The following is a 25,535-nucleotide window of genomic DNA, read 5'->3' as shown; positions in this document are numbered from 1 at the left end:
ACCTGCATTATACGTTTCTTACGATCTGAAGGTATTTCACATCGTGACATTTCGCGCGATCCGGCCGCGATTGCGGCGTTTTTTCGCGAGCCCGATCGGGCGTTGGGTTTACGCGCTCGCGATCGAATGAGCGACATTGGCGTGACATTGCACGCACATAACCCCCGGATTACCAATTCGTTATCTGCATTCCGTTTCATGTTCGCTTAAGCCAGCGAGACACAAAATGGATTCGCCTTCACCCGTAGTCAATCCGATTTACTTATTCGAGGATGAATCCATGAAAGCCAAATTGTTTGTTTCGATGATCGTTGCCGCCGCCATGTTGCCGAGTGTGGTTTTTGCGCAATCGTCATTCCCGTCGCACGATCCGGTCTCGCGTGCCGAGGTCAAGGCGCAAATCGTTCAGGCCGAACACGACGGCACCTTGCATCCGTCCAATACGCGTTACCCCGACCCCGCAATCCACGCCCGGATGCATACGCAGAACGACAGCGCATACGGCATGACGCCCGCGAGCTATTCGCAGTCTGGCGGCGCCGTCGCGCCGCAATCCGTCAAAGCGATTTACGAACACCATTGAAGCGCGCCATTCATTGCTATTCACCGCCATTCGACGTTTTCGCCCCGGGCCGTGGCGAAGATGTCGAAAATGTAATGGGGCGGTTATCCGCTTGACCGCTACGCGTGCGCGAACCCGGTAGAATCGCGCCATCAGGGAGGCGGGATACAGCCGGAGAAAACACATGCGAGTCCTCGTTATCGAAGACGAGCCCAAAACGGGCGCCTACGTGAAAAAAGGCCTGGAGGAATCGGGCTGCAGCGTGGACCTCGCGACCGACGGCGCTCAGGGGCTGCTGCTCGCGCAGGAAGAGGAGTACGACGTGATCGTGCTCGACGTGATGCTGCCGGTGCTCGACGGCTGGGCCGTGCTCAAGCGCCTGCGCGCCAGCAAGCCCACCCCGGTGCTGTTCCTGACCGCGCGCGACGACGTGGCCGATCGCGTGCAAGGGCTCGAACTCGGCGGCGACGATTACCTCGTCAAGCCGTTCGCCTTCGTCGAACTGCTCGCGCGCGTGCGTACACTGGCGCGACGCGGCCCGCCGCGCGAAGCGGAAAGCATGCGCATCGCCGATCTGGAAATCGACGTGATTCGCCGACGCGTGAAGCGCGGCACCACACGTATCGATCTCACGCCGCGCGAATTTTCCCTGCTGCAATTGCTCGCACGCCGCCAGGGCGAAGTGCTGAGCCGTACGCAGATTGCCTCGTTTGTCTGGGACATGAATTTCGACAGCGACACCAATGTGGTCGAAGTCGCCATTCGCCGTCTGCGCGCGAAGGTCGACGAAGGCTACCTGGTCAAGCTGATCCACACGGTGCGCGGCGTGGGCTACGTGATGGAAGAAAAGGACGCCGACTGATGCCGCGCCGCTCGCTCGCGGTCACGCTCGCAGTGGCGTTCAGCGCCACGACGCTCGCGGTGTTCGTCTGCGTGGGCTGGTATCTGTATCTCGCGCTCGCGCAGCAGGTGCGCAAGCACGACGATCAGGACGTCGTGCTCGCCGCGCGCCATGTGCGCCGTCTCGCCACCGAACTCGGCTCCCCGCAGGATGCGCTCGCGCACGCGCAGCGCCTTTCGAGCGCCGTGCTTGGCAATCCCGCGCTCGCTTTGCAGATTGTCGATGCGCAGGGCCGCCAACTCGCCGCGCACGACGAGGGCGAAACGTTCGACGAACCGCCCACGCCGCTCTCCAACGCCATCGCGTCGGCCGACGTCGATCTCTCGCCCGCACATGCGGGCGCGCTCGTGCTCGCGCCCGACGCGCGCATTACCGATAGCGCGATTCGCGAATGGCGCAGCGCGCATGGCGTACCCGTGCGCAGCATCGCCTTCGACGTGGCGCTGCGCGATGGCGCGACCGTGCGCGTGGCCATCGCGCGCGACATGCGCGGGCCGCTGAGCCTGCTCGATTCGTATCGCGACACGCTCGCGTTCGCGGGCAGCGTGGGCACGCTCGTCGTGCTGCTCGGCAGTTACGCGTGGATTCGTCTCGCGCTGCGGCCCTTGCGCCAGATTGCCGAGCAGGCGCGCGAAGTCACCGCGTATCGGCTCGATCAACCTATTCGCGTGAAGCACGTGCCGGGCGAACTGGCGACGCTGGTGGCCTCGCTGAACGCGATGCTCGAACGTTTGCACGCGGGTTTTCAGCGGCTTTCGCAATTCACCGCCGATCTCGCGCACGACATGCGCACGCCGTTGAGCAATATTCGCGGCGCGACGGAAATCGCGCTCGCGCGTCCGCGTCCCGAAGAGGAGTATCAAACGGTGCTCGCGTCGAATCTCGAGGAATGCGAGCGACTGTCGCGCATGATCGAGAACGTCATTTTTCTGGCGCGCGCGGAGCATCCTCGCTTTGAAACGCGTCGTCGCGCCGTGAACGTGCACGACGAACTCGAACGCATCGCAGGTTATTTCGAAGGGCTCGCGGAAGAGGCGGGGCTGGCGATTCGCGTCGATGGCGGCGGCACCGTGAATGTCGACGTCGAATTGTTTCGTCGTGCGCTGAGCAATCTGATTGCGAATGCGCTGCGCTATACGCCGGCGGGCGGCACGATCGTGTTGACAGCGACGCCGTCTGCGCATGCGCTCGATGTCGTCGTCGACAATCCCGGCACGCCAATTCCCCCCGAACATCTCGAACGTATTTTCGAGCGTTTCTATCGCGCCGATCCGTCGCGCACCAGCGCGCCCGATGCGATGGGCGCGGGCGCATCGGCGGGTCTCGGGCTCGCGATTGTGCGCACCGTGATGGAACTGCACGGCGGCAGCGTGCGCGCGGAAAGCGACGCACACAGCACCCGTTTCATTCTCCGCTTTGTGGACGATGCGGCGTGAAATGCGTCCGCGCGTTTCAATGCATGTCGCTCCACGTGCCGCCTAGCGCCTGAATCAATCGCACGCTGGCATCCATTCTTCGTCCTTCGATCACCACGGCATCGCGCTCGTTCGTGAGCGCAATGGTCTGCGAGGTGACCACGTCGAGATAACTGACCGCGCCCGCATTGAAGCGATTCGTCGTGAGTTGCAGCGCCTGCTGCGCGGCTTGGGCGGCGCGCTGCTGCGTAACCGATTCGTCGGCGAGTGCCTGCAGTGCGGAAAGATTGTTCTCCACCTGTTCGAACGCCACGAGCACCGTTTGCCGATAATCGGCCACCGTGCCGTCGTATTGCGCGGTCGCGCCGTGCAAGGTGGCCGTACGCTTGCCGCCGTCGAACAACGTGCCGACGAGTTGCGGGCCGATCGACCAGAACAGGCTCGGCGCGCTGAGCCAGGGCGCGAAGAACGAGCTTTCGAGTCCCGCCGTCGCGCTCAGCACGAGGTTCGGAAAGAACGCCGCGTGCGCCGCGCCGATCTGCGCATTGGCGGCCGCAACGCGACGTTCGGCGGCGGCGATATCGGGACGTCGCTCGATCAATTGCGCAGGCAGCCCCGGCGGAATTGTCGGCAACGTGAATGACGTGTGTGCGGCAGGCAGCGAAAATATCGACGCCGGCTCGCCAATCAACGTGGCGATCGCGTGTTCGAGTTGCGTGCGATTGACGTCGATATCGCGGACCTGCGTGCGCGTGCTGTCGAGCTGCGTTTGCGCCTGCGCTACTGCCGAAGCGTCGATCGCACCATTGCGCTGCTGGTTCTGCACGATACGCAGCGCGTCGGCATAAGCCTGTACGCTCGCATCGAGCAATTGCTTTTGCGCGTCGAGCGTACGCAAATCGAAATAGTCGACGGCGAGTTGCGCGCTCATCGCCAGCCGTACGGATTCAAGATCGGCGGCGCTCGCCTGTGCATTCGCGCTGGCGTTAGTGACCTCGTCGCGAATGCGGCCGAATACGTCGGGCTCCCACGTCGCGGAAACGCCCACGGCGTAATCGGGAATCGTCTTGCCCGCAAGCGATGAACCTTCTTTATTCGCCGACGTGCGATAGCGGTCCTGCGCGACGCCCGCGGTAATGGTCGGCAGAAAACCCGCGCGTTGATAATCGGTTAGCGCGCGTGCCTGATTCAGATTCGCGAGCGCCTTGCGCACACTTTGATTCGACACGTCGATGCGCGCTTCAAGCGTATTCAATTCCGAATCGTTGAAGACGGTCCACCACGCGCCGCGCGGCGTAGCATCGGCGGGCGTGGCGACTTGCCATGCGGACTGCTGCGCCGAAGCGTTGGACGTGCCCGCGAAATGCGTGGGAATTTCGACCTTGGGCGCCTGATACGGCGCGACTGTCGAGCACGCGGCAAGCGTGGCGATCACCGCCGCAGCGAGCGCGCGTTTGGGCAGCGTGCAAATGCTCATGATTGCTTCGCCCCCGCGTCATGCGTGGTCATGGCGATGCTGACCGCTTGCCCGTTCGTGATGCTGTCGCCGGGATTGTCGATCACGCGATCGCTATCCGCGAGACCCGACGTGATCTCCACATGCGTGCCGAAATCGCGGCCCAGATGCACGAGCTTGATCTGCACCTTGCCGCTCGCATCGACGATGGCGACGGACACGCCATCGGGGCGGAACAACAGTGCGCTCACGGGAATCTCCAGCGCGGGCGTGGCCGTCGTGAGCGCGAGATGCGCCTGCACATAGCCGCCCGGCAACAGCGCGCCGTCGGCATTATCGACGTCGATTTCCACGCGCAAGGTGCGGCTGGTGGGATCGAGCGCGCCTGCCGTGCGCGCCACGCGCGCATTGAAACGACGCCCCGGATATTGCTGCGTCGTGAGCCACGCCTGCGTCGCGGGCGTGATGCTCGCCGCGTCGTCCTGCGGCACGTCCACGAAAACACGCAGCGTCTGCGTTTGCGACAGATGGAACAACTCGTTGGCGGCGTTGGGCGTGCCCGGCGTGCCGCCCGCGGTGACGAGCGCGCCCACGTCCACGTCGCGCGACGTAATCACGCCGTCGAACGGCGCGGTGACTTTTTCATACGAAACGAGTTGCGTCAGGCGCGCGACGTTTGCTTGCGCGGCGGCAAGCGCGGCCTGTTTCGTCTGCATGTCGCTGGTTTTGGCGTCGGCGTCCTGCTGCGCGACCGACTGGCTTTGCAGCATCGTTTGCCAGCGCGCGGCGGTGGTTTTCGCATAGCCATACGCGGCCTGCGCCGAGGTTTCGTCGGCGCGGGCCGCACGCAATTGCGCGTCGAGATCGGGCGCGGCGATATCGGCGAGCACCTGGCCCGCCTTCACGTGCGTGCCGATGTCGGTGTACCAGTGCGCGATATAGCCGCTCGTGCGTGCGTAAATCGAAGCATCCGAATAAGGCGTGGCCGCGCCTGGCAGCACGAGGTCTTCGCTTGCCGGCGCGTGCTGCGGTTGCACGACCGAAACGGTGAGCGTGTTTTGCGCGGACGTTTGCGCGGCGAGCGCCTGGTTCGCACGCAGGCGCGGCACGACGCCCGCTGCGAGCAACGCGAGCGCGAGCGCGGCGAGCAAGGGCAATGCAAAGGAGCGCGAGCGGCGCTTGGTGCTGCCGCCGCGTTCTTGTGAGTTGTCGATGTCGTTCATGATCGTGAATCGAGCGAGAAATAAGGAGTGTCGATTGAAGCGGCCAGGCGCGGCGTTATTGGTCGGCTTCGGCGGATTGCGCATCGAGCGCGGCGGCTTCCTGGGCCGCTTTCGCCTCGCGCGCCTGAGCGTGTGCTTTGCGCCGTGCGAGCCAGCCGTGGACGATGCTGAACACCACCGGCACGAACATCAGCGTGGAGAGCGTGCCGCACGCGAGACCGCCGATCACGGCGCGGCCGAGCGGTGCATTCTGTTCGCCCCCGTCGCCGAGTCCGAGCGCCATCGGCAACATGCCGATCAGCATCGCGAGCGCCGTCATCATGACGGGACGAAAGCGCGTGAACCCGGCCTGTTCGGCGGCTTCCGCAGGCGCCAGGCCTTCGGCGAGCCGCTCGCGCGCGGCGGTGATCACGAGAATGCTGTTCGCGGTGGCGATGCCGATGCAGAGAATCGTGCCGGTGAGCGCGGGCACGCTGATCGTGGTGTCGGTGGCGAACAGCATCCACGCAATGCCCGCGAGCGAGGCGGGCAGGCCGCTCAGGATAATGAGCGGATCGAGCCACGACTGGAAGTTCACGACCATCAGCAGATAGACGAGCGCAACCGCGAACACGAGACCGCTCAGTAGTCCGGAGAACGCCTCGTGCATGGCCTGCACCTGGCCGCGAAGCACGATGGACGAACCCGGCGGCAGTTTCGCTTCCTCGCTCTTCACGATGGCGGCGACGTCGTTCGCCACGCTACCCAGGTCGCGGCCTTGCACTGATCCAAAGATATCGAGCACAGGCTGTACGTTGTAATGCGATACGACGGCTTGTTGCGTGCCGCGCGTAAACGTGCCGAGCGAGCCGAGCAGATTCTGCACGTGCGGCGCGCCATTCGCGGCATTTTGCGGGCCAGCGGTGTCACTCGTTGCCGAACCGGCCAGCGGCAGATTCGCGAGCGCCTGCAGCGAATTCACGTCGTACTGCGGCATCATCACCATCAGCGGATAACTCACGCCGTTCTTCGGGTCGAGCCAGAAATTCGGTGTGGTTTGCGAACTGCCCGAGAGCGCGATCAGCAGGTTCTGCGCGACGTCGCGTTGCAGCAGCCCCGATTGCATCGCCTTGGTGCGATCCACGTCGATATTGATCGCGGGTTCGTCGCCCGGTTGTTGCAGCCGCGCATCGACGAGGCCGCGCACGCCACGCAGTTTCGCGAGCAGATCGTTTGCGACGACGCGATTGGCCGCGAGCTTGTTGCCGACGATTTGAATATCGATCGGCGCGGGCAAGCCGAAGTTGAGAATCTGGCTGACGATATCGGCGGGCAGGAATGCGAAGCTTACGCCGGGAAATGCTTTCGCGAGTTCGTTGCGCAGTTGTGCAACATACTGCGCGGTCGGCCGGTGGCCCGGTTTGAGCGACACCATCACATCGGCGTCTTCGGTGCCGATTGGGTCCGACGAGTCATACGTGAGATTGATGCCGCTGACCGGCACGCCGATATTGTCGAGTATCGCGCCTTGTTCCGCGGGGGGAATCACGCTGCGAATGCGTGCTTCCACTTCGTCGGTGAGACGCGCGGTTTGCTCGATACGCGTGCCTGTGGGCGCGCGCAGATGCAAACGGATCTCGCCGGTATCCACGCTCGGGAAAAAGTCGCGGCCCGTGAAGGCGAGCAGTGCGAGCGAAGCAAAACAGCAGCCGAGAAAGATCGGCACGAAGCGTCGTCGTTGCGCGATGGCGCCGGCGAGCGTCGCGCGATAACGCAGACGCAACGCTTCGAAGCGCGCTTCGAATGCGGCCTGAAAGCGCGTAACTTTCGCAACGAAAGCGTTTGCACGCGTTTTGCTGGCTTTATTCCCAGTCGTGCGTTCTTTCAGCAAATAAAGCGCAAGCGTCGGCACAACCGTGCGCGAAAAGAAATACGATGCGCACATCGCGAAGATCACCGCTTCCGCCATCGGCACGAACAGATAATGCGCGACGCCGGTGAGCAGAAACATCGGCGCGAAGACGATGCAGATCGACAGCGTGGAAACGAAGGTCGGCACCGCAATTTCGCCCGAGCCATTAAGAATGGCGTCGTAAAGCGGTTCGCCGTTTTCGAGGTGATGTGTGATGTTTTCGATGGCGACGGTGGCGTCGTCCACGAGTATGCCCACGGCGAGCGCGAGGCCGCCGAGCGTCATGATGTTGATGGTCTGGCCGAGCGCGGAGAGTGCGAGTATCGACGTGAGCACCGCAAGCGGAATCGAGACGGCAATGATCAGCGTCGCACGCCAGCTGCCGAGAAACAGCAGGATCATGAGCGCGGTGAGCGCGGCGGCGATCAGCGCTTCGCGGACCACGCCGCCAATCGCGGCCTTCACGAAGACCGACTGGTCGCCGAGCGGCGTGATCTTCAACGCTTTCGGCAGGCCCGCCGCGATATGCGGCAGCAGCGCGCGCACCTGGTCGATGATCGTCAGCGTCGACGTATTGCCGGTCTTTTCGATCGTGAGCAGCGCCGCGCGCTTGCCGTCGCTGCGCACGATATTGGTTTGCGGCGCGTAACCGTCGCGCACGTGAGCGACGTCGCGCACGTAAATCACACTGCCGTTCACCGTCTTCACCGGCAGGTTGTTGAGCGCGGCGATCGTGTCGGTGCTGCCGTTCATCTGCACGTTGTATTCGCGCGCGCCGATTTTCGCGGTGCCGCCCGGCAGGATCAGGTTCTGCGCGTTGATCGCATTCACCACGTCGAGCGGCGCGAGACCTTTGGCCTGCAAGGCGTGCGGGTCGAGATCGACCATGATCTGGCGCACCTTGCCGCCGAACGGCAGCGGCACCGACGCGCCTTGCACGGTCGCGAGCTGCGTGCGAATAAAGCTGTTGCCGAGGTCGTAAAGCTGTTGTTCCGCGAGGGTCGCGCTCGACAGGCCCAATTGCAGGATCGGCACCGTCGAGGCGTTGTAGGTGATGATATTCGGCGGCAGTGTGCCGGGCGGCAGCACGCGCAATATCGACGCGGAATTGCTCGCCGCCTGCGCGATGGCGCGATTGATATCCGCGCCCGGATGAAAGAACACCTTGATGACCGACACGCCATTCAGCGATTGCGATTCGATGTGTTCGATATCGTCGACGTCGGACGTCAGCGCGCGTTCGTAATTCGACGTAATGCGCTGCGCCATGTCCTGCGCCGAAAAGCCGTTATACGACCAGACGATGCTGACCACCGGAATATCGATGTTCGGAAAGATATCGGTGGGGGTGCGAAGAATCGCGAGCGGTCCCGCGATCAAGATGAGAATCGCGAGAACGGCGAACGTATAAGGGCGGCGCAGGGCGAGCCGGACAATCCACATGACGAACCTGTTTGACGGTGAGCGCGCGCGGTGTGCAGAGCAACGCGCGCGCAAAGCGGGCAGAAGTCCGCAGTCTGACGTCGGGGGCTTTGCCGCAGGGTGACCGTCGGATTACAAAATCGTCATGTGGCGAGGCGGATCAGACCTCGATGGTGCGCAGCGGATCGAAGGCGCGGTTTTCCCAGACCAGTTCGTCGGCGCGTTGCGCCTCGCCGGCATTGAGCGGGTAACCGCGCGGATTTGTCACGACGCGCGCGCCATTCGCACGATAGTCGAACGAATCGTGCACATGGCCGTGAATCCAGAGATTCGCGTACGGCAGCAAATAACGCAGGTCGCTGAGAAAGGCGGGATTGTCGGGATGCGTGGCAAAGCGGTCGTGAATCGAATCAGGCGAAATACCGTGATGCGTGACCACGATCGTTTTGCCCTTAAACGGTGCAGCGAGTTCGCGTACGAGCCACGAAACCGAGCGCTGATGTTCGAGCAAGGCGTCTTCGGGGCTGAACGGCACGCGGCCGTCGAGCGTGATCGCGCTGTGATCCGAATTGGTGTCGAGCGCATATTGCATGTCGCGCGCGCGATTGCCATACAGCGCGTAATCGGTCCACAGGCAACAGCCCAGAAAACGCACGTTGCCGATCACGGTCGCGCTGCGTTCCAGAAAATGCACGTGCGTGCCATCGGCTCGCGCGTGCAGCGCCGCGGTCACGTCGGGCCATGCGCCGCCATAGGCTTCATGATTGCCGCAGACGTAGACGACCGGCACGGGCCAGTTGGCGAAGGCGTCGAGGGCTTGGGTGCCCCGATGAATATCGCCCGCGAGCACCAGCACGTCGGCGCCGGGAGCGGGCGGAAAAGGGGGCGCCTCGGCAAAGCGCGCGTCGAGCGCGTCGAGGTGCAGATCGGAGGCGATCTGAATACGCATAAGGGTCCTGCCAACGAAGCGGAGAATCGAACGCTGCGTATTATCGCGAATCCAGCCGGTCGGGTGCAGTCTGGCTTACATTCTCCGTCTCGGCGCGATCCACCGTAGTGGTTGTATTCGCGAGAGCGGCTGCCTTGGGTGCGTTCTCCTCGATCTGCCAGGCAACAAGTCCGGGCAGATAAAACAGCAGATCGCGCAGGCGGCGCGCGCCCGCGAGCGCGAGGCAGGTGGGTGCGTCGATGCCGAGCACCGAGCCGATCAGCACGAAACTGCCTTCCTGTACGCCCAGACTGCCGGGCACGAGAAACGCAATGCTGCTGGCAAGCTGAATGAGCGCTTCGAATACGAAGGCCTGGGCGAACGTTGCATTCACACCCAATGCGTGCAACGCAATCCAGATTTCGAGCGCGAGGCCGAGGCATTGCAGCGTTTGCCAGATCACGAGGTATTGCATCACCACGGACGTCTGGCGCCAGACCGATTTAATCGAATCGTCGATACGCCGCGAATTACCCATCAGTCCATAGACCTTACCACCCGTTACGCGATTGACGAGATTCGCCGCACGCTCGAACGGACGCGCGTGTTGCACGAGCGCGAACAGCAACAGGATCGGCATGAAGAGCGCAATGCCCAGCGCGAAATGCGCGGCCACGCGCGCGCCCATGCTGCTCGTTTGCGCCAGTAGATACGCGATGGCCAGCAGCGCGAAAATCACCTGGCTGATGAGCGTGAGCTGTATATCGGTGACGAGACTCGCGACGATGGCGGCAGGGCGCACGCCCTGGCGGCCGAGCAGGCGGAACGACACCAGTTCGCCGCCGATGCGGGCAACCGGCAGCAGTCCGTTCACCGATTCGCGTATCCAGACGAGCCTGAGCATGAACGCGAGCGTAGGGCGCTGCGCGCGCCGGATCAGCAGACGCCAGTCCCACGCATTCGCGAGCATGGGCAGCACGTGAACGAGCGCCGCGAGCACGAGACCGAAGCCGGCCTTGCGCATCAATTCGACGATGGTTGCGGGATTGTCTCGCCAAACGAGCCAGATCGCGAAGAGCAAACCGCATAGCGCGGCGACGCGACCGACGTGCTTCATATTCATTCTGGTCCAGCTTGTATAAGGAAGTTCACGCGTTTTCGATGCGGCCAATGGCTCATTCATCGGAGGAAAGCGTCAGCATGCCCGCGCTGTTCACGCGAAAACGGCGTCCCCGCCACATGACATGCGAGGAAAGAAAACTGCTGAGATACACCGTGAATTGCACGATATCCCACATCGGCAGCAGCCACCAGCCTTTGGAGGATTGCGCCGTCGCGCGGTCGATGCGCCAGCGCAGCAGTTGGCGTGCCGCGAGGGCGAGCAGCAGCACGCCCGACGAAGCCAGTGTGCCGCTCGACGCGAGCAGCGCCAGCAACGCGTAGGGCATTGGATGCATCAGGCACGCGCCGAGATGGCCGAGTCGATCAGCGGCGCGGATGGTGCGGCTCCAGCGCAATTCATGTGTGAACAGCGCGGAAAACGTGGCCTCAGTGCAGGCGTGACGAACAAGATGCGAGGGCACCGCGACGGTCGTGCCGATGCGGCGCGCGGCTTCGCCAAGCGCGTGGTCTTCGGCGAGATGATGCGAGAACTGCGCGAGTCCGCCGATGGCGTCGAGCGTGGCGCGCGTCATGGCGATCGTCTGGCCGAAGCACGGGCGTGCGCGGCCAATAGCCAGTCCCGTCACCACGCCGGGCAGGAAATGGTAATTGGTGGCGGCGACCGAACCGCGCGTCCAGAAACCGGGCGCAGGAATGCCGCGATAGGCGCAGGTGACGATGCCCACGCCCGGCTGCTCGAGTTCGCCCGCGATTGCGCGCAGATAACCGCGATCGACGCTCACGTCGCTATCGGCGAAACACAGCACGTCGTGGCGCACATGATCGAGCATGTTGACGAGATTCGCGACCTTGCGATTGGGGCCATAAAGACGCGAATCGACGACTACCGCAATATCCGCTTCGGGAAAGCGCGCGCGCAGCGCATTCACCACGTTCAGGGCTTCGTCGTTGGCGTCGTGTACGCCGAATACGTGCTGCACCGGCCCCGGATAATCCTGATCGAAAAAGCTCGCAAGGTGATCCTCGAGTTGCCACTCCGTACCGTGCAGCGGCTTGATCAGTGTGACGCCGGGAAAATGTGCCGGCACTGCCGCGTTGCGCCGGAAAAAACGGTCCACGTTCCACGCGGCGAACAAGGTATAAGCGATGCCGATCGCCGCGAGCATGGAAAAGGCCAGTGTCGCGAGGCACGCCAGGAAATGCGCGACAGTATGCGTGGTGGCTTTGTCGATGGCGATCATCGCCAGCAGAGAAAGACCGACGCACGCAATGGTCAGCGCCTTGAGCGAATGGTCGTCGTGTGTACGAGGCGTACGCATCATGCTGCGCGCACCGACGTGAGCGAGCGCGCGCCGCCGTCGAATCTCTTATTCGACGGAGCCAGCCAGAACAGCGTTTTCATAGGTTGAGTGTCGCCCTGCACGGGTCTATGCCCGGACATAGTGTCGGTGAAGATGGTGACGCAGCGAAGTCAGAACTTCGGGTCTGAATAATGGGGCGCATCGTGACGGCCGGCGAATGCGCCGTGTGCATCGTCGAGTTTCGGCTCGCAAAGCAGGCAATGCAGGCTGACCAGCACACGATGAGGGCAATCGTGTGACATCCACTCCATTCCCGGCGCGTGGCTGGCATCACGCAGAAAGCCGCGGCTCGCCGCGTGACGAAACGCCGCGTGCGCCATTGTGCGCACGAGCAGTGCGATCAAAACGATCGATACCGCGGCAGCCAGATGAAAGGTGGGATTGTCGAAGCGTTCGATCGGCGCGCCCAGAATCAGTACGCCAATAAAGACCATGCCTTGAATTGCGAGTGCAGCGAGCGCAGCAACCAGAATATGTGCTTGCCACTGGCGAATCGTCCAGAATTTCACGTGTGCGACTCCAGCGGTCCATGCCACGACGGACATGTGTGGGTTTCAAATTCCATGCGGAACCATTCATTTCGATTGCGGTAAAACATGCGCCATTCAACGCGCCGCATTCGAGATCCCGCGATCGTACGAGCTACTAGCTGAAGGCATGCTTAAGGCAATGTCGTGCGACGGAGATTCTCGTCACTTATATTTGACGAATCGTTACAGCACGTGCGCGAGTACGTTTTTTGATATCGATTTTCATTACGATTTGCCGTCGCAATGACTGTGAATATCTTCGCAATTGATCAGGATAACAAACCAATTGAGTCGGGTGTATGTCGGCTTTATGTCGTCTACTTTTCATCGTGAAAGATTCACATGATTCATTACGATAACTTTCCAATACTTTCATTTGCGCCTGGCAAAAAACGGCCGCCGGTCAACGGCGGCCTTCAAGACACACGCCGGCTCGGGCGATGCCCGCCGACTTGCATGCGTCCAACAATGCAAGACGCGGGATCATCTCAGCAGGTTCGGTGCCTGGTTCGACAGACGAATGCAAACGAATCAGCGGATGAATCGGCAAGCGTCGATCCATGCCTACGCAACGAGGTACGGACTGCGCCTCACGTTTGCCGGGCAAAATACGCGAAACTCGACCGGCTCCGTGCCAGGTGAGTCGGCAACGATGCCGCTCGCGTGCAGCGCATGCTGGAGCGCGGCGATCACCTGACCGTCCGGGTCCTGATCAATGGCGATATCCATGATGCCGGCGTCGATGTATTGCCGATGAATGTCGAGCATTTCGTGGCCGATCCACACCACGTCGCCCGCGAGTCCCGCTTTGCGCAGTGCGGCTTCGATACCCGCCGATCCATAACCGGTGTTGTAGATGCCCGCGAGTGGACCGTGCCGCAGCGCGGCGTTCACGGCGCGATAGCAGCGGTCGTCGGCGTCTTGCGATTCGTTGGGCGAGACTTCGCAGACGAACTGCGGATAGCGTTCCGCGATCTGCTCGCGGCAGCCTTCGATGCGGTCGGTGTGTGCGCGATAGTCGAGTCGGGCCGGCAACAACAGCACGCGACCCGGTTTCGCGAGGCGGCCGAGAAAATAGCCTGCCGTGCGGCCTGCGCGCCGATTGTCGATGCCCGCGAAATGCTGTCGCTCGATACCGCCGATGTCGGTGACCATCGTTACGACGGTTTCGCCGCGCGCGATCGCGGCGGCCAGTGCGGCGCGCACGTCGGGCGTGTCTCGCGCGGTAACGATGAGCGCGGCGCGGCGGTGACGGGCGTGGCCGATCGATTCAGTCAGACGCGCTTCGTCGGCGGCGCTCAACAGCGTGCGATGCACGACCACGCGACGGTCGAGCATCTGCATTGCGCGCTGCAAGGCCTGGCGCAAGCGATGGAAGAAGGGGAGATCGCTGTCCGGCAGCAGCACGTCGATATGCACGAGGCCGTGATGCGTGTCGGGCATCAGGCGCGGCACGCCAAGCTGTTTCGCGGCGGCCACGACGCGCTCGCGCGCCTGCGCCGAGACGCTGCCACGTTCGTTGAGCACGCGGTCGACGGTCGTCGTGCTGACGCCCGCAAGCTCCGCGATTTCGACGAAGCGCGCGGTGCGCTTACGCCAGTGCGATGGCGTTGGTGACGGCGATGGCGTTGCCTTCGGCACGTTGCGTCTCCTCGTTGTCGTCTTTTGTCATGCTGCGGTGCACGCTGATTGCGCGATCGCTCCGGCTACGCTAGAAGAAAGACGAAATTTCGTCAATCTTCGCATTGAGTCGCGTCGCGCGCTCACCTATGTTCGTCACATGAGCGCCGCGCATACGACACGGCGCCATACCGGACAAGGTGGCACAGGTGGCGCACAGGCAAACTGCGGAAACCATGGAGAAGGCCGCGCATCCGGCGCGCGAGGCGTATCGCTTGATTGGCGGTGCGGGCGAGCGCGCGCAGGCCGCCGGTCTCGTCAACGCGGACTGGTACAAATGCCCCGTGCCGCGCGCCACGATGAAGCAATTGATGCAGCGCAGCGACGGTCGTGCGATTCGCGACACCGTGCTCTGGTATCTATCGATCATCGCGAGTGCTGCCGTGGCGGGCTACGCGTGGTATCTGCATTCGCTCTGGGCGATTCCGGCTTTTCTGCTTTACGGCACGCTCTATTGCAGTCCCGCGGATTCGCGCTGGCATGAAGCGGGACACGGCACGGCTTTCAAAACGCGCTGGATGAACGACGCGCTGTATCAGGTCGCTTCGTTTCAGGTTTTTCGCCGCGCCACCGTCTGGCGCTGGAGCCACGCGCGCCACCATACGGATACGCTTGTGGTCGGGCGCGATCCGGAAATCGGCGCGCAACGTCCCACCGATTGGTTCGCGCTCGCGCTCAATATCTTCGCGATCAAACACGTGGCGCACGAATTGCCGCGCATGATCAGTGCCGCGTTGGGTCGGATCGGCGCGGAAGAAGAGACCTTTATTCCTGCATCGGAATGGAAAAAGGCGACGCGCGAGGCGCGCATTTTACTGGGTATTTACGCGCTCGTGCTGGCTGCGTGCATTGGCTTTCGCTCGATCTTGCCGCTGCTTTACATCGGTCTGCCGAGCCTGTATGGCGCGTGGCTCTATCTGTATTTCGGGCTAACACAACACGCGGGCCTGCCCGAGAACGTGCTCGATCATCGGCGCAATTGCCGTACGGTGAAGATGAATCCGCTCTTTCGGTTTCTTTACTGGAACATGAATTATCACGTCGAACATCATATGTTTCCGATGGTGCCGTTTCATGCGCTGCCGAAACTGCACGACGTGGTGAAAGCCGATATGCCCACGCCGTATACCAGCACGCTCGCGGCATACGCGGAGATCATTCCGGCGCTGGTGCGCCAGACGCGTGATCCGTCCTATGCGGTCGCGCGGCCCATCCCGGAAGCGGGCGCCGCACAGGCATAAAGCACGACAACAATCATCGACACGACAATCAGGAGACGAACATGACGCAATGGATCGACGCCGCCGCGCTCGACGATATCGAAGACGAAGACGTGATGCGTTTCGATCACGCGGGCCATACCTACGCGATCTACCGCATTGGGGCGGATGTGTATGCGAGCGACGGACTCTGCACGCACGAGCAGGTGCATTTGAGCGAGGGACTCGTGATGGGCCATGTGATCGAATGTCCGAAACACAATGGCCGTTTCGACGTGCGAGACGGGCGCCCATTGTGTGCGCCCGTGTGCGAAAAACTCCAGACGTGGCCCGCGAAAGTGGAGGGCGGCCGCATTCTGCTCGAAATCTGATGAATCGATGCAGGGCGCGCCGCTTATTTCACGGGCAAACCGAGAATGCCGCAGTAAAACGCGTATTCGGCCTTGAGCGCGTGCGCCTGATTCACCGCCTTGCGAAAACCGTGCCGCTCGTCGGCGTAGTAATGCGCTTGCACGCGCACGCCGTTTTCTTCCAGCGCGGCGGCCATGCTGCGCGTTTGATCGGGCGTCACGACGGCGTCGAGTTCGCCCTGGAAGAAAATCACCGGCACGCGAATATCGCTCGCGTGCAGTAGCGGTGTGCGAGCGCGATAGCGTTGGAGATCGGCAACCGGGTCGCCAATCAGCCAGTCGAGATAATCGGCTTCGAACTTGTGCGTGTGCTCGGCGAGCGTGAGCGGATCGCTCACGCCATACAGGCTGCCGCCGCCGCGAAATACGTTGCGGAACGCCAGCGCGCAGAGCGCCGTGTAGCCGCCGGCGCTGCCGCCGCGAATGAAGGCGCGCGCGGGATCGATACGCTGTTGTCCGGCCAGCCAGGCGACGACATTGCAGGCGTCGTCGACGTCGGCCACGCCCCAGTTCTCGCGCAGCGCTTCGCGAAACGCGCGGCCATAGCCGGTGCTGCCGCGATAATTCAGATTGACGACGGCGAAGCCGCGCTGCGTCCAGTACGGAATGCGCGGATCGAACACGGGATAGCAGGCCGAAGTCGGACCGCCGTGAATGAACAGCACGACGGGCGGCGCTTTCACGTCGCCTTCGGGCGCGTAGAAATAGCCATGCGCGTTGCTGTGCGATTCGCCATGCGCGTGCTGCTCGTCGTCGTAGCCGCTGGGGAATTGCAGAATCTCCGGCTGCGGAATACGCGCGTCCGGCATCATCGGCGACACTTCGGCGAGCACACGCACGCGATGATCGCGACGTCCTATCGCGAGCACGGCGGCGGGGCAACTCGGTGAAGCGGCGATGCAATAAAGATGCTCCGCGTCGGCGGCGAGATTGCGAAAGCGGCTGTATTCGGCGGCGAGTTCGTGGCATGCGCCATCGGCGTCGCGATGGCCGAGTTTGCCCCAGCCGTGCTCCATCCATGCGCCCAGATTCGTGCCGTCGTCGAGCGCGATCCAGCTGCGTCCGCCGAGTTGCCACGGCGCGGCAGCGTGGTCGGCGGGCGTGCTCGGCAGGGCTTCGAGCGTGCCGCCGGATTCGCGCCAGGGCTGCCAGAAACCGGCGCGATCGCTCAGGCAGAACAGATGGCCGTGCGCGTCGAAATGCGGCTGTTGCAACGCTTCTTCGCGTGCGTCGCCGGCGAGTGTGCGCGGCGCGCTCCAGCCTTGCGCACTGCGTTCGCCAAGACGCAATTGCGTCGACGTCCACGGCTGATGCGGGCGTTGCCATTCGATCCACGCCAGTCGCGAACCGTCGGGGCTCAGGCAGGGCGCGGCGTAAAAATCGCCGCCTTCCGCGAGTACCGAGCGCGCGCCGTCATCGAGTGCAATCGACACGAGGCGATGCGTGCCGCCGTCTTCTTCCACTGCAAGAATCGCGCCGTGGCTGAAGCGCAGATCGCCATAGCGTCGCGTGCCTTGCGTGAGTGTAACGGGCGCGCTATGACCGTCGATCGGCTGACGATAAAGCTGCTGATCTTTCTCGTTGACGAAGACGATCGCGTCAGCGGCAATGCAAAATGAACCGCCGCCGTATTCGTAGACGCGTCCACGCACGCTGAAACCATCGGGCGTCAAACAGCGCGGCGTGTTGCCCGCTTCGCGCGGCACAGCGTGCCAGATCCGGCACACGGCATCGGCAGGATCGTACGCCGACCAGAATACGCCGCGCTCGCTCGCGGCCAGTTCGATGAAATCCTTGCCGGCCGCCACGGCCTGCTCGGCGGTCATGCGCTCAGGGATTGCCGAGCGTGCGGGAGTTTCGGTCATTGCGGAAGATGAGCGGTTGAGTCGTGGGCACCGGCTGTGCCGCCTCGCTGCGCGCCTGCACGATGATGCGGTGCTCAGGCGATTTTCCGCACACGGGGTCCGCGTTCGCCGCGTCGCCGGTCAGCATGAAAGCCTGGCAGCGGCAGCCGCCGAAGTCTTTCTCTTTTTCGTCGCACGAGCGGCACGGCTCGGGCATCCACGCGTCGCCGCGAAAGCGGTTGAAGCCGAACGAGTCGTACCAGATGTGGCGCAGATCGTGATCGCGCACGTTGGGAAACTGGATCGGCAACTGGCGCGCGCCATGGCACGGCAGCGCGGTGCCGTCGGGCGTGACAGTGAGAAAAATCGCGCCCCAGCCGCCCATGCAGGCCTTCGGACGCTCCTCGTAATAATCGGGCGTCACGAAAATCAGCTTGCACGGATTGCCGCTGGCTTCAAGTTTCGCGCGGTATTCGTTGGTGATGCGTTCCGCGCGTTCGAGCTGTTCGCGCGTCGGCAGCAATTGCGCGCGATTGAGTTTGGCCCAGCCGTAAAACTGGCAGGTCGCGAGTTCGACGAAATCGGCTTCGAGCGCAATGCACAACTCGATGATGCGGTCGATGTCGTCGATGTTATAGCGGTGCGTGACGAAGTTCAGCACCATCGGGTAACCGTGTGCCTTCACGGCGCGCGCCATCGCGAGTTTCTGCGCGAAAGCCTTGCTCGAACCGGCGAGCATGTTGTTGACCTGCTCGTCGCTCGACTGAAAACTGATCTGAATGTGATCGAGTCCCGCCCGCTGAAAATCGGCGATCTTCTGTTCAGTGAGGCCAATGCCCGACGTAATCAGATTGGTGTAATAGCCGAGTTTGCGCGCTTCGCCGATCAATTCGGCGAGGTCCTGGCGCACCAGCGGCTCGCCGCCGGAAAAACCGATTTGCGCCGCGCCCATCGCGCGCGCTTCGGTCATCACACGAATCCAGTCCTGCGTGCTCAGTTCGTTGCCCTGGCGCGCGAAATCCACGGGATTCGAGCAATAAGGGCATTGCAGCGGGCAACGGTACGTGACTTCGGCGAGCAGCCACAGCGGCAGGCCGACGTTCGGCGCCGCCGTGGTGGCGGAGCCCGTCGAGGCGGCGGGCGAAAGCGTGAGTTCAGACAAGATCGATCCAGTGCTTTTCACGCGCGACGAGCATGAATTGCTCGACGTCTTCGGCCAGTTCCGGCGCGCCGGGGAATTGCGTATTCAACTGGTCGATGATGGCCGCGACGCTGCGCTCGCCGTCGATCAGCGAGCCGATCGCCGAGGCGCTTTCATTGAGCTTCACCATGCCCTCGGGATAGAGCAGCACGTGCGCGTTCTGCGCGGGCTCGTATTGAAAGCGATACCCCCGGCGCCAGACCGGTTTCAGATTACGGTCGAAATTCACAGTGTGGTTCCTTTTAAACGCCCTTATGCCAGACGCGCTCGTTCGTGACCGAATGATAGGGCGGGCGGCCGAGTTCATAAGCCATCGACATCGCGTCGAGCATGGTCCACAGAATGTCGAGTTTGAATTGCAGGATCTCCAGCATACGCTGCTGGCTTTCAAACGTCGTGTAATGCTGCAACGTGATCTGCAAACCGTGTTCGACGTCGCGGCGCGCCTGGCTTAGACGCGAGCGGAAATATTCGTAGCCGCGCGGGTCGATCCACGGATAACGCGTCGGCCACGTATCGAGGCGCGACTGGTGAATCTGCGGCGCGAACAGCTCGGTGAGCGAGCTGCTCGCGGCTTCCTGCCAGCTCGCGCGGCGCGCGAAATTCACGTAAGCGTCGACCGCGAAACGCACGCCCGGCAGCACCAGTTCCTGCGAACGCAATTGCTCGGGATCGAGCCCGACCGCTTCGCCCAGACGCAGCCACGCTTCGATTCCGCCGTCTTCACCCGGCGCGCCGTCGTGGTCGAGCAGACGCTGAATCCAGAGGCGACGCACTTCGCGATCGGGACAGTTGGCGAGAATCGCCGCGTCCTTCATCGGAATGTTGACCTGGTAGTAGAAGCGGTTGGCCACCCAGCCCTGGATCTGCTCGCGGGTCGCACGGCCCTCGTACATCGCCACGTGATACGGATGGTGAATGTGATAGAACGCGCCTTTGGCGCGCAGGGCCTGTTCGAATTGTTCGGGAGTGAGGGCGGGTTGGCTCATGGTTCGGTCCAATGGCGTCGCGGCGAAGTCGCGCGCGGCTCAGGAAAGCGCGCTCAGCGCGCGCTGTAATCGGCGTAGTAGGGGATGCGTGACAGCCGCATCGCAATCATCAGATCTCGATGCTCATGCCGTCGAACGCGACTTCCACCTGGCGGCGCGCGAGTTCGGCGCGCTCGGGAGAATCTTCATCGAGAATCGGATTCGTATTATTGATGTGCGTGAGAATCTTGCGCGCACGCGGAAACTGTTCGAGCACTTCCAGCATGCCGCCCGCGCCGCTTTGCGCGAGATGGCCCATCTGACGGCCCGTGCGCGTGCCCACGCCGCGTTGCTGCATTTCGTCGTCGGTCCAGAGCGTGCCGTCAACGAGCAGGCAGTCGGCCGCATGCATGCGGTCGAGCAGGGCGGCATCCACTTCGCCGAGGCCAGGCGCGTAAAACAGCTTGCCGCCTGTGCGCAGATCTTCGATCACGAGGCCGATGTTATCGCCTTCATGCGGATCGTGACGATGCGGCGAATACGGCGGCGCTGCGCTACGCAGCGCGAACGGCGAGAAACGCAGATTGGGACACGCGGGAATCTGGAACGCCTCGCCCGAAACGATCGGGTTCCAGCGCAATCCGCCGTTCCAGTGCTGCAGCATGGTGAACAGCGGAAAGCCCGTGCTCAGATCCTCGTGGACCATGTCGGTGCACCAGACGTCGTGCGGGCAGCCTTCGCGCAGGCTCAGCAGACCGGTCGTGTGATCGATCTGGCTGTCCATCAGCACGATGGCCGCGATGCCGGTGTCGCGCAGCGCGCGGTTCGGCTGCATCGGCGCGAAGCCCTGCAATTGCGCGCGGATGTCCGGTGAGGCGTTGCAGAGCACCCACGAAACGCCGTCGTCGGAAACGGCAATCGACGATTGCGTGCGTGCATGGGCGCGAATGCGGCCGCTGCGATAGCCCGCGCAATTGGCGCAATTGCAGTTCCATTGCGGAAAGCCGCCGCCGGCTGCGGAGCCGAGAATTTGAATATGCATGCTTGATGAAAGGCGACGCCGCTGTGCGTGTCAAGCGCGTCAAGAGAAAAAGCCCCGGCGGGCCGGGGCTATCGTGACCGTCGATGCTGCGAATTAACGGTTCGAGATGTACATCGTGATTTCAAAACCGAGACGCAGGTCGGTATAAGCGGGCTTGGTCCACATGGCGGAACTCCTTTCGTTGAAACGGGTTGAACAGGCGGACGCCGGGTGAGCGAACACGCGCGCCATCCGCCTCACGCGCATCGTATCAAATTTGGGCACGATGACGCATTGAGGTTTGCAATTGGTGTTTTCCGCTACATGAAATTCCGCGAATTCCTCTGATTATTGCTATCTGAGCAAAAATAAGGGAATGAATTGCATCATTGCGCAATTCGACGAGATGGGGCGTGCGTTGTGAAATGTAAGAAGATCGAAGTCACGCTAATTGATCGCGCTCGCAAAGGCGTTGAATGACGGATTGCAATGTCACACGGCCTCTCGACGCTTGAATCGGGGCTTCGAATTTGATCCAGCCCTCGTTAAAGCCGTCGAGCATGCGCATGCGCGGCAGTGGATTGAGCATGCCCTGGGCGCGAAATTGCGCTTCCCAACTTTCACGCGGTACGCCGTGCGCGCGCACCGGTTGACCCAGCACTTGCGCGAAGGCGGCGGCGATCTCGTTCGGCGTCACGCGGCGTGGACCTTCGAGTTCGACCACGCGCGCGCCGTCCCACGTTTCCTGCAGCAACTGCGCCGCGACACGCCCGATGTCCTCGGTCGCGACCATCGGCACAGGTTTGTCGAGCGGTTGCAGGAAGCTCGCGATCGTGCCCGATTCGCGTGCGGGCTGGAGATCCCACGCGGCATTCTCGTAGAACCACGCCGCGCGCAGAAAGGCGACCGGCGAGGGCAGCGTGCGCAACGCGGTTTCCATCAGGCCGAGCTGCGTGAGCAGATTCGATTCACGCGCCTGAGCGCCGATGGTCGACAGTACGACCACGCGTTCCGGTCGCGCCGCGCTCAACGCCACGCGCAGCGCCTCGATCGTGCGCTTCGATTCTGCGAAATCGGGCGAAGGATCGAAAACCGGCGGCAGCAACACGAATACGCCGCGCGCGCCTTCGAATGCGTGGCGCAGTGCGTTGGCGTCGTTCATATCGGCGAGTGCGATTTCGCACCCTTGCGCCGCCCACGGCGCGCCTTTTTCGGCGCTGCGCACGACTGCGCGCACTGCTTGTTGCTGGGCGATCAGCGTGCGCGCTAGCGCGCCGCCTACCTGACCCGTGATTCCCGTAATGGCGTACATCTGCATGCTCCCGTTCGATGGTGCGAGGAAAGTGTTCGATGCTTCGAATTGTGGGCGCGGCGCGTGCGTTACACCATGACATGGAAGGCATGGGACTCATGACACAATGGCATCAATCCACGACGAGCGTGGCGGGAGAATCACGATGTCTTTCGACGAACGCATACTCAACGGCATGGGCGTGATGACGGCCATCGTCGACAGCGGCAGTTTCGCGGGCGCGGCCGAGCGCCTCGACATGTCGCAATCGGGCGTGAGCCGCTCGGTCGCGCGGCTCGAAGCGCGGCTCGGCATCCGCCTGTTCGATCGCACCACGCGCACCGTCACGCTGACCGACGAAGGGCGCCGGTTCTACGCGCAAGTGGTGCCGCTGCTCGACGGGCTCGAAGACGCGGCGTCGTCGGCGGCAGGTGGCGCGAGCGCAGTGCGCGGGCGGCTGCGCGTGAATGTCGATCCGTTCTTTTCGAAGATCGTGCTGAGTCCGCGCATCGGCCAGTTCATCGAGCGTTATCCCGAACTCGACGTCGATCTGTTCACGCGCGACGCGCTCGGCGATATGGTGGCCGACGGTTTCGATCTCGCGGTGCGCTTCGGCGTGCCGCGTCCGTCGACGCTCATTGCGCGCAAGCTGCTGGACACGCGCATCGTCACGGCGGCGTCGCCGGCTTATCTGAAGAAGCGCGGACGCCCGCTCAAACCCGCAGATCTCGAACGCGAACCGCATCAGTGCATTCACTATCGCGACCCGGAAACGGGGCGGCCGTTCGTGTGGGAGTTTCACCGGCCGCGCAAGAAACTCGTGATTGCGGCGCGCGGACGGCTGATGGTGAACGATGTCTCGACCATGCACGGCGCGTGTCTGGCGGGCCACGGCATTGCGCAGATCATGGCGCTCGGCACGCAGCCGCTGTTCGACAGCGGCAAACTCGTCGATCTGTTTCCCGACTGGCCCGACGAGCGCTTTCCGCTTTACGCGCTTTATCCGTCGCGGCGTTTGCCGTCCGCGAAAGTGCGGGCGTTTCTCGACTTCATCGTCGGCATCACGGGCGCGACCTTGAAAGACGTGCCGTGGTATTGAACGGCCAGCTTTTCTCCAGACTTTTTAATCGCCTGAAATCTCCCGCTAAAACAATTACTTACTGCCGTTCGATTCACGCGCCGCGATAATCCGGCACACTCCGCGAAGCAGCGACAGACCGGCCAAACTCGACTCGCCTCGCGCTTAACGTGTCCACCGAACTCCTGATTACCGTTGGCAGTCTCGCGAGCGCCATCGCGATGTTCCTGATCGGCCGTCCGCGCGCGGATGCCGTGGCGCTCATCATGATCGTCGTGCTGCCGCTGGCGGGCGTGATCACCGTGCCCGAGGCGCTGGCGGGGTTCTCCGACGCCAATATCGTGCTGATCGCGGCGCTGTTCGTGCTCGGCGACGGACTCGTGCGTACCGGCGTCGCGCAGCGCGTGGGCGACTATCTGATTGCGCGCGGCGGCTCGAACGAAAAGCGGCTCGTGGTGCTGATCATGGCGGTGGTCGGCTTGATGGGCTCGGTGATGAGTTCGACGGCCATCGTCGCGATCTTCATTCCCATCGTATTGCGCATCGCGCGTCAATCGGGCGTGTCGCGCGCGCGTCTGCTCATGCCGATGAGCATGGCGGCGCTGACGAGCGGCATGCTCACGCTCGTTGCGACCACGTCGAATCTGGTCGTGAACAGCGCGCTCGTGCATCGCGGCCATCACGGTTTTGGCTTCTTCGAAATCACGCCTGTTGGCGTGCCGATCCTGCTCGCCTGCATTGCGTGGATGCTGTTCGCGAAGCGCCATTTGCGCGGTGCGGAACGCGGCACGACGCTCGTGCGCCCGACGATCAACGACTGGGTGCAGCGCTATTCGCTCGAAGGGCGCGCGTTTCGTTTGCGCGTGCGCGCGCATTCCGTGCTGGTGGGGCAGACGCTCGGCGAATGCGGGCTCGACGATAATCCCGACGCGCACGTGGTCGCCATCGAGCGCCGCGCGCGTATGGGCACGACGGTGCTGCTCGCGACTTCGGACAGCAATGTGGCACCCAACGACGTCTTGTTGCTCGACGTGGAGAAAGAGGACTTCGACGTGCAGGCGTTCTGCACGCGTTTCGCATTGGTGCCGATGCGCATGTCGGGTGCGTATTTCACGGATCAGACGCATGACGTGGGCATGGCGGAAGTGATCGTGCCGCCCGATTCGAATCTCGTCGGCAGCGTGCCGCGCAGTTCGGTGGCGCTGCGTCGTCACGGCGTGACCGTGGTGGGTTTGCGGCGCGGCGACGCGCCGCTCGCGCGCAGCCTGCAAACCAGCAAGATCAAGGTCGGCGACACGCTGCTGGTGGTCGGGCCGTGGCTCAGTCTCTTCACGATGGATTCGGTCGAGCGCGACATCGTCTGTCTCGCGATGCCGGTGGAAAGCGAGGCTTTCGTGCCCGTGCCGCACAAGGCGCCACACGCGATTGCCTGTATGGCGCTGGTGATCGCGATGCTGCTCACGCCGTGGGTGCCGAATGTGCTTGCGGGCCTGATCGGCTGCCTGCTGATGGGCGCCTTGGGCTGCGTGAGTCTCGACAGCGCCTATCGCGCGATTCATTGGCGCAGCCTCGTGCTGATCGTCGGCATGTTGCCGTTTTCGATCGCGCTGCAAAGCACCGGCGGTATCGACATGGCCGCCGATGCGGTGCTGCGCATTGCGGGCGGCTGGGGCGTGCATGGCTTGCTTGCAGCGATTTTCGTGCTGACGCTGGTGGTGGGCATCGTCATTTCGAGTACGGCGACCGCCGTGCTGATGGCGCCCGTGGTGATTGCGATGGCCGCGCATTTGCACGCGTCGCCGTATCCGTTTGCGATGACGGTGGCCGTGGCCGCTTCGGCGGCCTATATGTCGCCGGTTTCCACGCCCGTGAATTCGCTGGTGAGCACGGCGGGCGGGTATCGCTTCGGCGAGTTCTTTCGCGTCGGGTTGCCCGCTTCGCTCGCGGCGCTCGTGATCAACGTGCTGCTCGTGCCGTTGTTGTGGCCCGCGTATCTGCAGTGAGTGGAATA

Annotated in this window: 22 protein-coding genes; 7 read left to right on the top strand and 15 right to left on the bottom strand. The window is 62.9% G+C overall.

Translation table 11 applies throughout. The features are described 5' to 3' along the window. The first annotated feature begins 226 nt into the window (after positions 1–226). The 3 genes from SB764_RS26075 (at position 227) to SB764_RS26065 (ending at position 2,899) form a co-directional block, all read left to right on the top strand. The gene (locus tag SB764_RS26075) at positions 227–583 is read left to right on the top strand and encodes a DUF4148 domain-containing protein (protein WP_082991882.1); all 357 of its coding nucleotides are present in this window, start codon (positions 227–229) and stop codon (positions 581–583) included. A gap of 163 nt (positions 584–746) precedes the next feature. Next, positions 747–1,424, top strand: coding sequence for a heavy metal response regulator transcription factor (locus SB764_RS26070; RefSeq protein WP_110327715.1), 678 nt, complete (start codon positions 747–749; stop codon positions 1,422–1,424). Then, complete coding sequence (locus SB764_RS26065) at positions 1,424–2,899, top strand: heavy metal sensor histidine kinase (RefSeq protein WP_410865493.1); 1,476 nt, start codon at positions 1,424–1,426, stop codon at positions 2,897–2,899. Before SB764_RS26070 ends, SB764_RS26065 begins: the two co-directional genes overlap by 1 nt. A 16-nt stretch (positions 2,900–2,915) precedes the next feature. Here SB764_RS26065 and SB764_RS26060 read toward each other — a convergent pair whose 3' ends face one another. From SB764_RS26060 to SB764_RS26025, 8 genes are all read right to left on the bottom strand, one after another. Next, on the bottom strand, positions 2,916–4,355 hold the full coding sequence (locus SB764_RS26060) for an efflux transporter outer membrane subunit (RefSeq protein ID WP_410865491.1): 1,440 nt from the start codon (positions 4,353–4,355) through the stop codon (positions 2,916–2,918). Beyond that, on the bottom strand, positions 4,352–5,557 hold the full coding sequence (locus tag SB764_RS26055) for an efflux RND transporter periplasmic adaptor subunit (RefSeq protein ID WP_321892405.1): 1,206 nt from the start codon (positions 5,555–5,557) through the stop codon (positions 4,352–4,354). The genes SB764_RS26060 and SB764_RS26055 overlap by 4 nt, the downstream gene beginning before the upstream one ends. Positions 5,558–5,612: 55 nt before the next feature. Next, on the bottom strand, positions 5,613–8,891 hold the full coding sequence (locus SB764_RS26050; RefSeq protein ID WP_321855662.1) for an efflux RND transporter permease subunit: 3,279 nt from the start codon (positions 8,889–8,891) through the stop codon (positions 5,613–5,615). 139 nt (positions 8,892–9,030) lie between these two features. Next, complete coding sequence (locus tag SB764_RS26045; protein ID WP_321869496.1) at positions 9,031–9,819, bottom strand: metallophosphoesterase; 789 nt, start codon at positions 9,817–9,819, stop codon at positions 9,031–9,033. Between the two features lie 40 nt (positions 9,820–9,859). Then, the gene (locus SB764_RS26040; protein ID WP_080180772.1) at positions 9,860–10,915 is read right to left on the bottom strand and encodes a lysylphosphatidylglycerol synthase domain-containing protein; all 1,056 of its coding nucleotides are present in this window, start codon (positions 10,913–10,915) and stop codon (positions 9,860–9,862) included. A 58-nt stretch (positions 10,916–10,973) separates the two neighbouring features. Beyond that, positions 10,974–12,161 carry a bacteriohopanetetrol glucosamine biosynthesis glycosyltransferase HpnI gene (gene hpnI, locus SB764_RS26035; protein WP_408733952.1) on the bottom strand — a complete coding sequence of 396 codons (1,188 nt, stop codon included), beginning with the start codon at positions 12,159–12,161 and terminating at the stop codon, positions 10,974–10,976. Positions 12,162–12,391: 230 nt separating this feature from the next. Further along, complete coding sequence (locus SB764_RS26030; protein WP_124263212.1) at positions 12,392–12,790, bottom strand: hypothetical protein; 399 nt, start codon at positions 12,788–12,790, stop codon at positions 12,392–12,394. A gap of 585 nt (positions 12,791–13,375) precedes the next feature. Then, on the bottom strand, positions 13,376–14,452 hold the full coding sequence (locus tag SB764_RS26025; protein ID WP_065059751.1) for a LacI family DNA-binding transcriptional regulator: 1,077 nt from the start codon (positions 14,450–14,452) through the stop codon (positions 13,376–13,378). Positions 14,453–14,667: 215 nt separating this feature from the next. Between SB764_RS26025 and SB764_RS26020 the strand changes: the two genes are divergently transcribed. Both SB764_RS26020 and SB764_RS26015 read left to right on the top strand, forming a co-directional pair. Then, positions 14,668–15,732, top strand: coding sequence for a fatty acid desaturase family protein (locus tag SB764_RS26020; protein WP_410865564.1), 1,065 nt, complete (start codon positions 14,668–14,670; stop codon positions 15,730–15,732). Between the two features lie 41 nt (positions 15,733–15,773). Further along, the gene (locus SB764_RS26015) at positions 15,774–16,082 is read left to right on the top strand and encodes a non-heme iron oxygenase ferredoxin subunit (protein WP_065059749.1); all 309 of its coding nucleotides are present in this window, start codon (positions 15,774–15,776) and stop codon (positions 16,080–16,082) included. 23 nt (positions 16,083–16,105) lie between these two features. On the opposite strand, the gene SB764_RS26010 is transcribed toward SB764_RS26015, so the two are convergent. From SB764_RS26010 to SB764_RS25980, 7 genes are all read right to left on the bottom strand, one after another. Continuing rightward, positions 16,106–17,947: a S9 family peptidase gene (locus SB764_RS26010; RefSeq protein ID WP_410865487.1), complete on the bottom strand. Its 1,842-nt coding sequence runs from the start codon at positions 17,945–17,947 to the stop codon at positions 16,106–16,108. A 4-nt stretch (positions 17,948–17,951) separates the two neighbouring features. After that, positions 17,952–19,127 carry a pyrroloquinoline quinone biosynthesis protein PqqE gene (gene pqqE / locus SB764_RS26005; RefSeq protein ID WP_074985337.1) on the bottom strand — a complete coding sequence of 392 codons (1,176 nt, stop codon included), beginning with the start codon at positions 19,125–19,127 and terminating at the stop codon, positions 17,952–17,954. Beyond that, on the bottom strand, positions 19,120–19,395 hold the full coding sequence (pqqD, locus tag SB764_RS26000; protein WP_074985335.1) for a pyrroloquinoline quinone biosynthesis peptide chaperone PqqD: 276 nt from the start codon (positions 19,393–19,395) through the stop codon (positions 19,120–19,122). Before pqqD ends, pqqE begins: the two co-directional genes overlap by 8 nt. Before the next feature lie 13 nt (positions 19,396–19,408). Continuing rightward, positions 19,409–20,155 carry a pyrroloquinoline-quinone synthase PqqC gene (gene pqqC, locus SB764_RS25995; RefSeq protein WP_410865485.1) on the bottom strand — a complete coding sequence of 249 codons (747 nt, stop codon included), beginning with the start codon at positions 20,153–20,155 and terminating at the stop codon, positions 19,409–19,411. 109 nt (positions 20,156–20,264) lie between these two features. Beyond that, on the bottom strand, positions 20,265–21,176 hold the full coding sequence (pqqB, locus tag SB764_RS25990; RefSeq protein ID WP_410865483.1) for a pyrroloquinoline quinone biosynthesis protein PqqB: 912 nt from the start codon (positions 21,174–21,176) through the stop codon (positions 20,265–20,267). Between the two features lie 93 nt (positions 21,177–21,269). Further along, positions 21,270–21,341, bottom strand: a complete 72-nt coding sequence (pqqA, locus tag SB764_RS25985) for a pyrroloquinoline quinone precursor peptide PqqA (protein ID WP_110327818.1) — start codon at positions 21,339–21,341, stop codon at positions 21,270–21,272. Between the two features lie 256 nt (positions 21,342–21,597). Next, positions 21,598–22,467, bottom strand: a complete 870-nt coding sequence (locus tag SB764_RS25980; protein ID WP_410865481.1) for an NmrA family NAD(P)-binding protein — start codon at positions 22,465–22,467, stop codon at positions 21,598–21,600. Positions 22,468–22,612: 145 nt separating this feature from the next. Here SB764_RS25980 and SB764_RS25975 point away from each other — a divergent pair, with 145 nt between their 5' ends. Then, positions 22,613–23,545, top strand: a complete 933-nt coding sequence (locus tag SB764_RS25975; RefSeq protein WP_321866790.1) for a LysR family transcriptional regulator — start codon at positions 22,613–22,615, stop codon at positions 23,543–23,545. A 149-nt stretch (positions 23,546–23,694) separates the two neighbouring features. Next, a complete protein-coding gene (locus tag SB764_RS25970; protein ID WP_065059740.1) occupies positions 23,695–25,527 on the top strand; it encodes an SLC13 family permease in 1,833 nt (610 codons plus the stop codon). Positions 25,528–25,535: the final 8 nt, after the last annotated feature.

Source organism: Paraburkholderia sp. SIMBA_027, assembly GCF_046535315.1.
In the GTDB taxonomy this organism is placed as follows: Bacteria; Pseudomonadota; Gammaproteobacteria; order Burkholderiales; family Burkholderiaceae; genus Paraburkholderia; species Paraburkholderia tropica.
This window is presented reverse-complemented; position numbering and strand designations above follow the sequence as displayed.

Coding starts and splice junctions, on each gene's coding strand:
- SB764_RS25975 (WP_321866790.1), top strand. CDS start 22,613: ATGTCTTTCGACGAACGCATACTCAACGGCATGGGCGTGATGACGGCC.
- pqqB (WP_410865483.1), bottom strand. CDS start 21,176: ATGCATATTCAAATTCTCGGCTCCGCAGCCGGCGGCGGCTTTCCGCAA.
- hpnI (WP_408733952.1), bottom strand. CDS start 12,161: ATGATCGCCATCGACAAAGCCACCACGCATACTGTCGCGCATTTCCTG.
- SB764_RS25980 (WP_410865481.1), bottom strand. CDS start 22,467: ATGTACGCCATTACGGGAATCACGGGTCAGGTAGGCGGCGCGCTAGCG.
- SB764_RS26055 (WP_321892405.1), bottom strand. CDS start 5,557: ATGAACGACATCGACAACTCACAAGAACGCGGCGGCAGCACCAAGCGC.
- SB764_RS26075 (WP_082991882.1), top strand. CDS start 227: ATGGATTCGCCTTCACCCGTAGTCAATCCGATTTACTTATTCGAGGAT.
- SB764_RS26010 (WP_410865487.1), bottom strand. CDS start 17,947: ATGACCGCCGAGCAGGCCGTGGCGGCCGGCAAGGATTTCATCGAACTG.
- SB764_RS26065 (WP_410865493.1), top strand. CDS start 1,424: ATGCCGCGCCGCTCGCTCGCGGTCACGCTCGCAGTGGCGTTCAGCGCC.
- SB764_RS26020 (WP_410865564.1), top strand. CDS start 14,668: ATGGAGAAGGCCGCGCATCCGGCGCGCGAGGCGTATCGCTTGATTGGC.
- SB764_RS26045 (WP_321869496.1), bottom strand. CDS start 9,819: ATGCGTATTCAGATCGCCTCCGATCTGCACCTCGACGCGCTCGACGCG.
- SB764_RS26060 (WP_410865491.1), bottom strand. CDS start 4,355: ATGAGCATTTGCACGCTGCCCAAACGCGCGCTCGCTGCGGCGGTGATC.
- SB764_RS26050 (WP_321855662.1), bottom strand. CDS start 8,891: ATGTGGATTGTCCGGCTCGCCCTGCGCCGCCCTTATACGTTCGCCGTT.
- pqqC (WP_410865485.1), bottom strand. CDS start 20,155: ATGAGCCAACCCGCCCTCACTCCCGAACAATTCGAACAGGCCCTGCGC.
- SB764_RS26015 (WP_065059749.1), top strand. CDS start 15,774: ATGACGCAATGGATCGACGCCGCCGCGCTCGACGATATCGAAGACGAA.
- SB764_RS26070 (WP_110327715.1), top strand. CDS start 747: ATGCGAGTCCTCGTTATCGAAGACGAGCCCAAAACGGGCGCCTACGTG.
- SB764_RS26040 (WP_080180772.1), bottom strand. CDS start 10,915: ATGAAGCACGTCGGTCGCGTCGCCGCGCTATGCGGTTTGCTCTTCGCG.